Genomic DNA, 13,769 nt, shown 5'->3' on the forward strand with positions numbered 1-13,769 from the left:
GACCTACAAGCGGCATGGGTAGTTAGCGTCATCCACGGGTTCACAAACTAAAAGGTCGCCCAATTATCGTCATCAGTCACCACGCTGGTGCGCGATATTGGCGCGGCTTTTTTTGGTTTTTCTGCCTTCGCTGTCACCCCATTTGGCTGATGGCTTAAACGGAAAATCCCCACCGCCGCGGTTAACCGCGCCGCTTGTTCTTCCAGCGACACCGCCGCTGCCGATGCTTCTTCAACCAACGAAGCATTTTGTTGCGTGACGTTATCCATTTCGTTGATCGCCAGACCCACTTGCTGGATGCCACGGCTTTGTTCGTCAGACGCCGCGGCGATCTCCTGCATGATATCGGTGACACGACGCACTGCGCTGACAATTCCGGTCATGGTTTCTCCGGCATGTGCGACCTGATTTGAACCGCTATCAATCAACGACACTGATTCACTGATCAACCCTTCAATTTCTTTGGCTGCTTGTGCACTGCGTTGGGCCAGCGTGCGTACTTCGGTTGCGACCACCGCAAAACCGCGCCCTTGTTCACCGGCACGCGCCGCCTCTACCGCCGCATTGAGCGCCAAAATATTGGTCTGGAATGCAATGCTGTTGATCACCGCCGTTATCTCGGAAATTTTCTTCGAACTGGTAGAGATGTTGTTCATGGTGCTGACCACACCCGAGACAATGCGCCCGCCATCGCTGGCTTTGTGCGACGCTTCTTCAGCCAGTTTGGTGGCGTGATGGGCGTTATCCGCGTTCTGTTTCACGGTCGCCGTTAACTGCTCCATGCTAGCCGCAGTCTCTTCCAGCGCCGCCACTTGCTGTTCAGTACGGGCCGATAAATCAGTGTTTCCGGCAGAAATCTCACTGGTACCTTGATAAATCGCCTCCGCTCCAGAACGCACCTCACCGACAGTTTTCACCAGTGAGGCCTGCATTTCCTGTAGGTTCTGATTGAGCTTGCCGATTTCACTGCGACCATAGGCGGCCGACGCCAGGGTTAAATCCCCCTGAGCGATATGTTCGATGCGCGTTGCCGCCTGTTGCAGCGGTTGGACAACCACACGACGCAGCACTACGAAAGTGAAAACGGTCATGAAGATAGCCAGCGCAAATGCTCCTGCCATCAGCATCACACTAAAATGAGAACGGGCCTGAGCTTGTTCTTTAAGCGCCATCGCGCGTTCGGTACGGATTTGCGCCGCTTGCATCAGGACCTTGTTGTAGTCGGCATCAAGCTGACGGGCTTGGTCATTTTCATGGTTGATAATGGCTTCAAACATGCCGTTTTTGGCGTATTTCATCATCGGTGCCATGCCTTTGCTCAGGTACTCGTTGAAGCGCTCGCGCAGTTGGCTATCCAGCGCAGCACCTTCCTCAACTTTGTCAGCACGCGCCATATAAATATCAAAACTCGCCTGTGCCTGTTTAATCAACCTGTCGGCCTCAGCAATATTAGACTTCATATCGTCCATGTCAGCCACACGCCCTGCCGCTCCCGCGTGAATGAAATTTAAACGTGCACTGCGCAAATCAGTGGCGCTATCAGACAGACCGATGCGCACCTGAATTTCGTTAGTCACGTCTTGCAGTGCTTTGTCACTCTGCACTAAAAAGTAACTCGCCAGCCCAACGCACAACGCGAACAGAATTAAGATGCCAACCAATATGGAAGTAAATAACGGCACCAGACGAATGTGATGCCAGAAACGAACGGCCCCTTGCGGGGAGATTTTTGTTTTTGCCATGTCCTGGGTGTCTCTTCTGGTTAATGGTTGTTGTTCCAGGAAGTTCATCGGCCAGCAGAGACAAAAGGTTGAATATCGCGTTGTTGTTTTGTGCTGTGGTTAACACTTTAATGACGAAAAGCTAACCAGATCACAGTATTTTTCAGCAATAAGTGTGCCTTACATAAAAGTTAAACAGGAGTAAACTCAATGTAACAGTAAATGGCGTCACCGCGTGCGGTCGCCCTCAGGACACGAATAAGCATTATGAAATTTAAATCTGCAATAAAACCCTATCATGCGGCAGCCGGTGGTTGGGGCTCGCTTGAAGCCACCACTCGCTTTGTTATCGACAGCAAACATGCCTTAAAAAATCTGCGTAATTTAATGCGCATGAACAAAGCCAAAGGCTTTGATTGCCCGGGATGCGCATGGGGTGATGACAATAAAAGTACCTTTAGCTTCTGCGAAAACGGCGCAAAAGCCGTGACATGGGAAGCGACTCGTCGTTTTATCGACCATGAGTTTTTCGCCCAACATAGCGTCAGCAAACTGTATCAACAAAGCGATTATTTCCTTGAATATCAAGGCCGACTGACTGAACCGCTACGCTACAACCCGCAGACCGACCATTACGAAGCCATCAGTTGGGACGACGCGCTGGCGTTGATCGCTCAGCATATCAAAGCGCTGGATAATCCTGACCAGATGGAGCTGTATACCTCAGGGCGCGCCAGCAATGAAGCCTCTTATCTGTATCAACTTTTTGGCCGCATGGTCGGAACCAACAATTTCCCGGATTGCTCCAATATGTGCCACGAGGCCAGCGGCAGCGGCCTGAAGCGCAGTATCGGCGTCGGCAAAGGCACCATTCATCTTAATGATTTTGATAAAGCCAATGCGATTTTCGTGTTTGGCCAAAACCCTGGCACCAACCACCCACGCATGCTGCACAGTTTGCGCCACGCTGCAGAGAACGGCGCGCAAATCGTCACCTTTAATACCCTGCGCGAACGCGGACTTGAGCGTTTTGCCGATCCGCAAAAACCGTTAGAAGTGGTAACGCCGCTGGCAGGTAATATCAGCACGTATTATTACCAGCCAAATTTGGGCGGTGATATGGCGGCGATTCGCGGTATGGCGAAAGCGTTGCTGGAAGTGCATCGTGGGCAACTGGCACAAGGCGAAGCGGGAATTTTTGATCAGGAATTTATTGCTGAACACACTCACGGTGTGGATGGCTGGTTTGCCGAAATCGACAACACCAGTTGGGCGCACATTACCCAGCAGTCCGGTTTGAGCGAACAACAAATTCGCGATGCCGCCGCCGTCTGGCAGCAGGCTGAGCGTGTGATTTGCACCTGGGCGATGGGGATTACGCAGCACAAACATTCACTGAATACCGTTCGTGAAATCGTTAACCTGCAATTGTTGGGTGGTCACTTAGGTAAACCTGGTGCCGGACTTTGCCCGGTGCGCGGCCACAGTAATGTGCAAGGTAACCGCACGATGGGCATCGATGAAAAACCCTCGGCGGCGTTACTCGACAGCCTGGCGGCGCATTTTGATTTTGAACCGCCACGCGCTCGCGGCCACAATACCGTAGAAGCGCTTGCCGCTATGCTGCGAGATGAAGTTAAAGTGCTGATTGCGCTGGGCGGGAATCTCGCGGCTGCGGCACCAGACAGCCCGCGCACTGAAGAAGCGTTACAGCGCTGCGGCCTGACGGTGCATATCAGCACCAAACTCAACCGCAGCCATTTGGTGCCAGGTAAAGCGGCATTAATCCTGCCAACGCTTGGGCGCACCGAAGAGGATATGCAGGCCAGCGGACGGCAGTTTATCACCGTCGAAGACTCGTTCAGCATGGTGCATGCCTCCGAAGGGATCGGTAAACCGATTGCCAACACTCAGCGTTCAGAAACGGCGATTGTCGCCGGAATTGCCGCAGCCGTTCTGGGATGTGAAAAACTCGACTGGCTGGCTATGTCAGACGATTACAATCTGATTCGCGACCACATCGCCGCCACCCTTCCCGGTTTTAAAGACTTCAACCAGCAGTGCGAAAACCCTGGTGGTTTCTATCTTGGCAATGCGGCGGCACAGTTGCGTTTCAATACGCCATCGCGCAAAGCGGAATTCAGCGCCGCCCCGCTGCCGGAGTCCCTGTTCGGCGAATTAACCGCACCGTTTGTGCTACAGACTTTGCGCTCGCATGACCAGTACAACACCACCATTTATGGGCTGGACGACCGCTACCGTGGCGTTTACGGCCAACGCGAAGTTTTATTTATTAATCCTGAAGATCTTGCCGAACTGGAATTGCATGACGGCGATTTAGTGGATATTGAGACTATCTGGAACGATGGTATTACGCGCAAAGTCAGCGGCTTCAAAATCGTGCCGTACAATATTCCGCGTGGCAATCTGGCGGCTTATTACCCGGAAACGAACCCATTGGTTCCACTAACCAGCATCGGTGACGGCACTGGGACGCCAACTTCAAAATCTGTACCGGTAAAAATCAGCCGTACCGTTTCCGTTGAAAGCCAGCGTATCGCCTAACTCTCCCTTCCCCTCAGCACTTGTCGGGTAGCACCCTGTTACCCGACACCTCAACGCACTTCATTACCTATTCGCAATAAATGCGCGATTTCTCATTAACAACTTTGCAATATCATAACGTGAGATTATGATATCCGCACAATTAACCATTTGGTTCGTTATGTGGTTTTTATCATAAAGAAGTGAATGGAACACACTTCGACAGGAGAACGTTATGGCAAGTTACACTCCCCCGCGGGGCCTGGCATTAGGGCTGCTGTGGGTTCTCGGCGGGCTGATGGCTTTGATTGGCCTCGCTATTGGTATCGGCGGTGCTTATCTCGTCGCACTCGGCGGGACTTTTTATTTCCTGCTGATGGGCATCGTGATGCTTATCTCCGCTGTTTTGATTTTGAAAAAGAAAACTGCTGGCCTGCTGCTTTATGGTCTGGCATTCATCTGCTCTATCTTTTGGGCAATTAGCGATGCGGGAATGGATTTTTGGCCGTTATTCTCGCGCCTGTTTACCTTCGCGGTGCTGGCATTCCTCGCCGCCATCGCGTGGCCGATTTTACGTGCTGCACACAGTCGTGCTCCGGTAAAAAAAGCACCTGCTTATGGCATCGCCACCCTGCTAGCCGTGTGTATGCTGGTGAGTGCTGGCTGGATGTTTGTGCCACAGGTACAAGTTGCCGCCAATGAAGACGTGCCGGTCAAACCGGTTACTGCGGCGGATGCGCAAAAAGACTGGAAACATTGGGGTAATACCACTCACGGCGACCGTTTTGCTGCCCTTGATCAAATTAACAAAGGCAACGTCAACGACCTGAAAGTGGCGTGGATTGCCCACACTGGCGACATCCCACAAAGTAACGGTTCCGGCGCGGAAGATCAGAACACGCCATTGCAGGTTGGCGACACGCTGTTTGTCTGCACGCCGTACAGCAAAGTGCTGGCGCTGGATGTCGATTCAGGTAAAGAAAAATGGCGCTTTGATAGCAAAGCAACCGCGCCAAACTGGCAACGCTGCCGTGGATTAGGCTATTTCGAGGAAACCACTCAACAAGCCTCAACCCCTGTTGCAGAACCTGCGCAACCTGCGGCCTGCCCTCGTCGCCTGTTCTTGCCAACCACCGATGCACGCCTGATTGCGATTAATGCCGACAACGGCAAACTGTGCGAAGACTTTGGTGACCACGGTACGGTTGACCTGAAAACCGGCATGGGTGAAGTCAAAGCGGGCTATTACCAGCAAACCTCTACACCGTTGGTAGCAGGGAATGTGGTGATCGTCGGTGGCCGAGTGGCAGATAACTTCTCCACTGGCGAACCTCCTGGTGTGGTGCGCGCTTATGACGTGCACAGCGGTAAACTGGCATGGGCATGGGACCCGGGGAATCCGGCGATTACCGGTGTCCCGCCTGAAGGCCAGACCTATACACGCGGTACGCCAAACGTCTGGTCTGCCATGTCTTTTGATGAAAAACTCGGCCTGGTTTACCTGCCAACCGGTAACGCAACACCGGATTTCTTCGGCGGCACACGTACTGCGCAAGACGACAAATACAGCTCCTCTATTGTGGCGGTCGACGTCGCAACGGGCCAGGTGCGCTGGCATTATCAGACCACTCACCACGACCTGTGGGATTTCGACCTGCCATCGCAACCGCTGTTGTATGACTTGCCAAACGGCAAAGGTAGTACCACGCCGGTGATTGTGCAGACCTCCAAACAGGGCATGATTTTCATGCTTAACCGCGCCACAGGTGAACCGGTGGCGAAAGTGGAAGAACGTCCCGTTCCACAAGGTAATGTTGAAGGTGAACGCTACTCAAAAACCCAGCCGTACTCTGTCGGGATGCCAATGATTGGCAACCAAACCCTGAACGAGTCGGACATGTGGGGTGCTACGCCAATCGACCTGTTGATTTGCCGTATCGAATTTAAAGAGATGCGCCACGAAGGTGTTTACACCCCGGCGGGTCTGGATCGTTCGCTGCAATTCCCAGGTTCACTGGGTGGCATGAACTGGGGAAGCGTTTCTGTTGACCCGAACAACAGCCTGATGTTCGTCAACGATATGCGTCTGGGACTGGCAAACTATATGGTGCCGCGTGCCAATGTGGCGAAAAACGCCAGCGGTATCGAGATGGGTATTGTACCAATGGACGGCACGCCGTTCGGCGCAATGCGCGAGCGTTTCCTGTCGCCGCTCGGTATTCCGTGCCAGAAACCACCGTTTGGTACCATGTCAGCCGTTGACCTGAAGTCCGGGAAAGTGGTCTGGCAGGTTCCGGTGGGTACCGTGCAGGACACCGGCCCGCTGGGCATTCGTATGCACCTGCCGATCCCCATCGGCATGCCAACGCTGGGCGCATCGCTCTCCACCCAGTCTGGCCTGCTGTTCTTTGCGGGTACGCAAGATTTCTATCTGCGCGTCTTTGATACCGCAAACGGCAAGGAAATCTGGAAATCTCGCCTACCAGTAGGCAGCCAGTCTGGCCCGATGACCTATGTGTCACCGAAGACCGGCAAGCAATATATTGTGATTAACGCAGGCGGAGCACGTCAGTCTCCAGACCGTGGTGATTACATTATTGCTTACGCGTTGCCAGACGCAAAATAAGCCAAAAAAACGGGTGCAGTTGGCACCCGTTTTGCTTTTCATCATTTATTGCCTGCATTGACGTAAATGGTGGATGACGCTAACGCTTATCCCCCCTACAACAACTGTTCGCTTTTCGTAGGTCAGGTAAGCTTGCGTCATCCGACAACCAATTACTTCACATCCACCTGGTAGAAAATGTGTTTACCAAACGGATCAACTTCGTAGCCCGTCACTTCTTTGCGAACCGGCTCGAAAATCGTCGAGTGCGCAATCATCACCGCAGGCATTTGGTCATGCATCATCTGCTGCGCTTCTTTATATAACGCCACACGTTTTTCGTGGTCGCTAGACGTCCGCGCCTCAAGGATCAGCTTATCAAACGGCTGATAACACCATTTCGCCGAGTTAGAACCGCCATCGGCTGCACGACAGGTAAACAGCGGGCCGAAGAAGTTATCCGGGTCGCCGGTTGCCGTGGTCCAGCCCATCAGCGCCGCCTGATGCTCACCGTCTTTCACGCGTTTTAAATACTCGCCCCACTCGTAAGTCACCACTTTCGCCGTCACGCCAATTTTCGCCCAGTCGGCCTGAATCATCTCGGCCATGCGTTTAGCATTCGGGTTATACGGACGCTGCACCGGCATCGCCCACAGGTCGATGGTCATACCGTTGGTGAAACCTGCTTCTTTCAGTAAAGCTTTGGCTTTTTCCGGGTCATATTCGTAATCTTTGAGCGTGTCGTCAGCACTCCACACGCCCGGTGGTAGCAGGTTTTTTGCCGCTGTTCCGGTGCCACGGAATACCGCGTCAATAATCGCCGGTTTATTGATGGCCATGGCTAATGCCTGGCGAACTTTCACATTATCCGTTGGCGCTTTTTGAGTGTTAAAGGACAGGAAACCGGTATTCAGTCCCGCTTTTTGCATCAGGTTAATATCGGCGTTTTCTTTCAGGCGTGGCAAATCCGCTGGATTAGGGAATGGCATCACCTGGCATTCGTTCTTCTCAAGTTTTGCCACACGCACCGAGGCATCCGGAGTTATCGAGAACACCAGTTTGTCGATATTGGCTTTACCCTGCCAGTATTCAGGAAATGCGGTAAACAGAATGCGCGAATCCTTTTGATATTGTGCAAGACGGAATGGTCCTGTGCCGATTGGGTCCATATCCACGCGTTCTGGCGTGCCCGCTTTTAACATGTTGTCGGCGTATTCAGCGGAAAGAATAGAGGCAAAATACCAGCCGAGATCGGCAATAAATGGCGCTTCAGGATGAGTCAAGGTAAAGCGCACGGTATTATCATCGACTTTATCAATAGCGGTAATTAATTTTCCGAATTCTAAACTTTCGAAATTAGAATAGTTTCCATTGGAAACATTATGGTAAGGATGTTTTGGGTCCTTCTGACGCATAAACGAAAAAATGACATCGTCAGCGTTAAAATCACGGCTTGGTTTAAAGTATTTGTTGCTCTGGAATTTCACCCCTTTGCGCAAATGGAAGGTATAGACCCTGCCGTCTTCGCTGACATCCCAGCTTTCAGCCAGGCTTGGCTGCAATTCAGTGGTACCTACTTTAAAATCCACCAGACGGTTATAAACCGGTACCGCGCTGGCATCAACGCTGGTCCCGGAAGTATATAACTGCGGGTTAAAGTTTTCCGGTGAGCCTTCGGAACAATACACTAATGTTTTGGCCGCAACAGTGGAACTGACTGTCAACGCGGCTATTATCAATGCAAGTTTTGTGGTTGTTGTTGAGAGTGTTGTGATAGAAGTTTTCATGCCTGCCCTTATAATTTTATATTTTCCTGACCCAGAAAGAATTAACGCTTGTGCAAAGCAGCTTAATAAATAACATTAAAAGTAGATTGCAAACAATTGAATATATCCAGCAGATTCCAAAAGAAGGATTAACAATGTCATCGCCGCTCGCAAACCAATTAACGCAACGCTTCTTCCGCTACCTCGCGATCACCAGCCAAAGCCAGGCCGGTGCAACCACTTTGCCAAGCACACCCGGCCAGCATGAAATGGCGCAGTTACTCGCCCGCGAACTGCGTGAGTTCGGTCTTGATGATGTAGTGATTGACGAACATGCCACCGTCACGGCAGTCAAAAAAGGCAACGTTGAAGGAGCGCCACGCGTTGGGTTTATCACCCACATTGATACCGTCGATGTCGGTCTGTCACCGGATATTCACCCGCAGGTGTTGCGTTTTAACGGTGAAGATCTGTGCCTTAACCCACAACAAGATGTCTGGCTGCGCACATCTGAACACCCGGAAATCCTCGCCTATCCAGGTGAAGAAATTATTTTTAGCGATGGCACCAGCGTGCTGGGCGCCGACAATAAAGCTGCCGTTACGGTGGTGATGACGCTGCTGGAAAACCTGACACCTGACATGTCGCATGGCGATATTGTTGTCGCCTTTGTACCCGATGAAGAAATTGGTTTATGCGGCGCAAAAGCGCTGGATCTTGCGCGCTTTGATGTCGATTTTGCCTGGACTATCGACTGCTGTGAATTAGGCGAAGTGGTGTATGAAAACTTTAACGCCGCCCATGCTGAGATTCGTTTTACTGGCGTAACCGCCCACCCGATGTCAGCCAAAGGCGTATTAGTGAACCCATTATTAATGGCGCACGATTTTATTAGCCATTTCGACCGTAATCAAACGCCAGAGAATACCGAAGGACGCGAAGGTTATATCTGGTTTAACGGCTTGAACACCACCCAAAATGACGCGATATTGAAGGCGAATATTCGTGATTTTGATGGCCAATCGTTTGAAGCACGTAAACAACAGATTCGTGATGTCGCCGCGATAATTGCTGCACAGCACCCAACAGCTAAAGTCGACGTTTCCATCAGTGATACTTACAGTAATATCAGCAACGCCATTAAAGAAGATCGCCGGGCCATTGATCTTATTTTTGATGCTATGAAAGAGTTGAATATCGAGCCGAAAGTTATTCCGATGCGCGGCGGCACTGACGGCGCGGCACTTTCCGCCAAAGGGTTATTAACACCTAATTTCTTTACTGGTGCACATAACTTCCACTCTAAGTTTGAGTTTTTACCACTACGGGCATTTGAAGCTTCGTATAACGTGGCATTAAAACTTTGCCTGCTGGCCGCAAAATAGATCTATTCCGGGTTCTGGTGTTAGCGTGAACCCGTCTTCCCTTCTGACGCTGCATGTGACCCGATTCAATTTTTTACTGGAGCCTTTAGGATATATTTTCAATGTCTGTCAATAATTAAATTGGTCGGAAATTGGAATGAATAATAAATATAAATTACACGAATTTCTTGATGTCAAACGGCTTCAGACGTTACAGGATAATTTTAGCAAGTCGATGATGATTGCCCTCGTGGTGGTTGATAACGATGGCATTCCGGTGACGACTCCGAGTGGGTTTTCCAATTTTTGTGCGCGTTCCCGCCTTAACTCAGCACTTGCCCAACATTGCCATGAAAGCGACAACGCCGGTGGCCGGGCAGCAATGGAAACCCTTAAACCTGTGGTGTATCGCTGTTACTGCGGGTTTGTCGAGTTTGCCGTGCCAATCATGATTAATGACCATTATCTGGGGGCCTTTATTTCTGGCCAGGTAAAAGTTGAAGAGGAAATGGAGCAAACCATTCCATATATTCTGGATAATAATGAGGTCTGGCAGAAAAACCCGTGGTTAATTAATTTACATGACAACACCCAAAGAATGCCTTATGAACGTTTTGAGTCCACCGCCTCCACACTGCTGCATGTTTCTTCTTATTTAGTCGAACAAGCTCATGCTAATAATATTCAACGTGAGTTGCATAAAAAAGATCTGGAACTTACTGATGAACTCAGAAAACGTGTTGAGATTGAACGTTCATTACATGAGGCTGAATTTAAAGCCTTGTCTTATCAAATTAACCCCCATTTTTTGTTTAATGTTTTAAATACTATCGGACGACTGGCTTACCTGGAAGATGCCACGCGTACCGAAACAATGGTTCATGACTTCTCTGACATGATGCGTTATTTATTACGCAAAAGTAACCATGGGTTAATTACCATGAATCATGAAATAAACTATGTTAAGAGTTATATGTCGATCCAAAAAGTCAGAATGAGCGACCGTTTTGATTACCAGTGTGACGTCCCCGATAAATATCTTGATATTGTCTGCCCGTTCTTAATACTACAACCGCTGGTCGAAAACTTCTTCAATTACGTAGTTGAGCCACGGGATACCAGCAGTTTCCTCCTGATACGTGCAGTCGACGATGGACGTGATGTTATTCTTGAAGTCACCGATAATGGCGATGGCATTTCACAAGAGAACATTGCCAATATTTTATCAGGCGATCAAAATCGCCTGAAAGGCAGTATCGGTATTAATAATATTCAGGACCGCCTGCGCTTGTTATTTGGTGAAAGTTATGGGCTGGAAATTATCAGTGCTCATCAACCCGCAATGGGCACCACTATCAAACTGCGTTTCCCTATGCTGCAAGCCTGATAACGACGGAGAGTTAACATGTACAACATTGTTATTGTGGAAGATGAGCCGATTGAAACTGAGTCATTACGGCGCATTATTTCACGTTGCGTGGATAATGCGGTGATCCATGAAGCCGCCACTGGGAAAAGAGCCATTCATCTCATTGATACGCTGGAACAGATCGATATGATGTTTGTCGATATTAATATCCCGTTGCCTAACGGCAATCAGGTTATTGAGTATTTAAAAAGCAAAAACAATGATACCAAAGTGATCGTCACGACAGCCAATGACGATTTTGATCTGGTCCGCAGCATGTTGAACCTGAAAGTTGACGACTACCTGCTTAAACCGGTGAAACAAAGCATTCTGACCGAAACCATTAAAAAGACGCTGGATGTTAATGAAGCCGATATTGCCGCGCTCAAAGAGCTAAAACAGACCATTATTTGCCTGATCGAAAGTTGCGATTACGCCCAATGGCACAGTTTTATCTTTAAAAAACTCGATGATGCCTGCACCCGCAAATCGCTGACGGCCGATCAACGTAAAACCGTGACGGATGTGCTGGAAATACTGCATCAATATATTACGACGCAGGGCGACAAAATGGTGCCTACCGGGAAAAAAATCGCCGCACTCATTCAGGATATAACCCAGCACGGTTTAACCAGCACGGCCTATTACCGGATAATGATCGGCCTGCTGACCATCAGTGAAGAAGTGTTTGACCATGCTCTGAAGCATTTCAACGGCAATATGGACTTCACCGAGCGGGCAAAATTCCACATCGAAAAGAATGTGTTAAACAATCTCACGCTTGACGATATCGCCGCGAAGTCTTTCGTGAGCACCTGCTATTTAAGCCGTGCATTTAAGAAAAATATTGGCACCGGTTTTTCAAATTATATTGCCAGCCGAAAAATAAGCATTGCGAAATCGCTGTTGCAATTCAGTAACCTTAAGGTCAATACCATTGCCCTTGAATTATCTTACCAGGATGCGAATTATTTCTGCCGCATCTTTAAAAAAGAGACCAGTATGGCTCCATCTGACTACCGCAAAATTGTCTCTCCCGAACTGCATTAATCGCTCCCCCCACTCGCCTTGGCAATATTGCGCAAGGCGTTGTGGGTGAAGCAAAAAAGTCCACCATGCCAACAAGATAGTTTACCTCTGTAGCCAGCCTTGCCCTCTAAGATGGAGAAATCCTGTTTTTCATAGTGGATCCCCTTTGGACGATTATCTATTTACCTCCGAATCCGTGGCCGAAGGGCACCCGGACAAAATGGCCGACCAGATTGCCGATGCCATTCTGGACGCGTATCTGCTCCAGGATCCGTGGTCAAAAGTCGCCTGCGAGTGCATGGTGAAAACCGGTATCGCCATTGTTGCCGGGGAAATCGCATCCTCTGCGGTGGTGGATATTGAATCCATCGTTCGTAACACGATTAAAGCCATTGGTTATGACCATTCCGATCTCGGTTTTGACGGTAATACCTGCGGCGTGCTCAATATCCTCGGTAAACAATCTTCTGATATTGCCAGCGGTATTGCGGGCTCCACTCGCGAATTACTCGGCGCAGGCGATCAAGGGATCACCTTTGGTTTTGCCTGTAACGAAACCCCCGAAGCGATGCCCGCAACGCTGGTTTACGCTCATCGTTTAATGGCGCGACAAGCGATGTTGCGCAAGTCCAGACGACTGCCCTTCCTGCTACCGGACGCTAAAAGCCAGGTAACGCTGCGTTATCACAACGGCCAGATCCAGGCTGCGGATACAATTGTGGTTTCCACGCAGCACCACCCGGATATTTCACTGGAGCAACTGCGCGAAGCGGTTATTGAAGAGATTGTAAAACCGGTGATTCCTGCTCAGTGGCTTACCCCGCAAACCCGTTTTCTGATTAACCCCGCCGGGCGCTTTGTGATTGGTGGCCCGGTGGGTGATTGCGGCCTGACGGGGAGAAAAATTATTGTCGATACCTACGGAGGTGCTGCCTGCCACGGCGGTGGCGCTTTTTCAGGAAAAGATCCCTCAAAAGTTGACCGTTCAGCTGCCTATGCGGCGCGTTATGTGGCGAAGAATATTGTCGCGGCAGGTCTCGCAACACGTTGTGAAGTCCAGCTGGCGTGGGCTATCGGTCTGCCTCGCCCCGTGTCGATTCGTATCAATACCTTTGGCAGCGGGAAACTGGCCGCCAGTACCCTTCAGGAGCGGGTCGCTCGTCATTTTGATCTCAGCGTTTACGGCATCATAAAATCGCTGGATTTGCTGGTGCCACGTTATCGTCAAACCGCCTGCTACGGCCATTTTGGCCGGGATATTTTCCCATGGGAAAAAACGGATAAAGCAGCGGTTCTGCGCGCTGATGCGCGCTAACCCCAAAGTTTTTCACA

General features: G+C 50.2%; 8 protein-coding genes. 6 read left to right on the forward strand and 2 right to left on the reverse strand.

What is annotated here, in order from left to right:
• Positions 1-47: 47 nt before the first annotated feature.
• Positions 48-1,742, reverse strand: coding sequence for a methyl-accepting chemotaxis protein (locus tag MNO13_RS12975; protein ID WP_241938834.1), 1,695 nt, complete (start codon positions 1,740-1,742; stop codon positions 48-50).
• A 246-nt stretch (positions 1,743-1,988) separates the two neighbouring features.
• On the opposite strand from MNO13_RS12975, the gene MNO13_RS12980 reads away from it, so the two are divergent.
• Complete coding sequence (locus MNO13_RS12980; RefSeq protein WP_241938835.1) at positions 1,989-4,286, forward strand: FdhF/YdeP family oxidoreductase; 2,298 nt, start codon at positions 1,989-1,991, stop codon at positions 4,284-4,286.
• Positions 4,287-4,500: 214 nt separating this feature from the next.
• Complete coding sequence (locus MNO13_RS12985) at positions 4,501-6,891, forward strand: glucose/quinate/shikimate family membrane-bound PQQ-dependent dehydrogenase (RefSeq protein WP_241938836.1); 2,391 nt, start codon at positions 4,501-4,503, stop codon at positions 6,889-6,891.
• Between the two features lie 152 nt (positions 6,892-7,043).
• Here MNO13_RS12985 and MNO13_RS12990 read toward each other — a convergent pair whose 3' ends face one another.
• Positions 7,044-8,657, reverse strand: a complete 1,614-nt coding sequence (locus MNO13_RS12990) for an ABC transporter substrate-binding protein (RefSeq protein ID WP_237930029.1) — start codon at positions 8,655-8,657, stop codon at positions 7,044-7,046.
• Between the two features lie 134 nt (positions 8,658-8,791).
• Here MNO13_RS12990 and pepT point away from each other — a divergent pair, with 134 nt between their 5' ends.
• From pepT to metK, 4 genes are all read left to right on the forward strand, one after another.
• Positions 8,792-10,021, forward strand: a complete 1,230-nt coding sequence (pepT, locus tag MNO13_RS12995; RefSeq protein WP_237930028.1) for a peptidase T — start codon at positions 8,792-8,794, stop codon at positions 10,019-10,021.
• A 136-nt stretch (positions 10,022-10,157) separates the two neighbouring features.
• Positions 10,158-11,387 carry a sensor histidine kinase gene (locus MNO13_RS13000; protein ID WP_133521433.1) on the forward strand — a complete coding sequence of 410 codons (1,230 nt, stop codon included), beginning with the start codon at positions 10,158-10,160 and terminating at the stop codon, positions 11,385-11,387.
• An 18-nt stretch (positions 11,388-11,405) separates the two neighbouring features.
• Positions 11,406-12,458, forward strand: a complete 1,053-nt coding sequence (locus tag MNO13_RS13005) for a response regulator transcription factor (RefSeq protein ID WP_064546880.1) — start codon at positions 11,406-11,408, stop codon at positions 12,456-12,458.
• A 145-nt stretch (positions 12,459-12,603) separates the two neighbouring features.
• Positions 12,604-13,752 (forward strand): methionine adenosyltransferase, encoded by a 1,149-nt coding sequence (metK, locus tag MNO13_RS13010; RefSeq protein ID WP_241938837.1) that lies wholly within the window; start codon positions 12,604-12,606, stop codon positions 13,750-13,752.
• Positions 13,753-13,769 lie beyond the last annotated feature (17 nt).

Origin of the sequence: Buttiauxella ferragutiae, from assembly GCF_022637515.1 — a bacterium.
Lineage (GTDB): Bacteria > Pseudomonadota > Gammaproteobacteria > Enterobacterales > Enterobacteriaceae > Buttiauxella > Buttiauxella ferragutiae.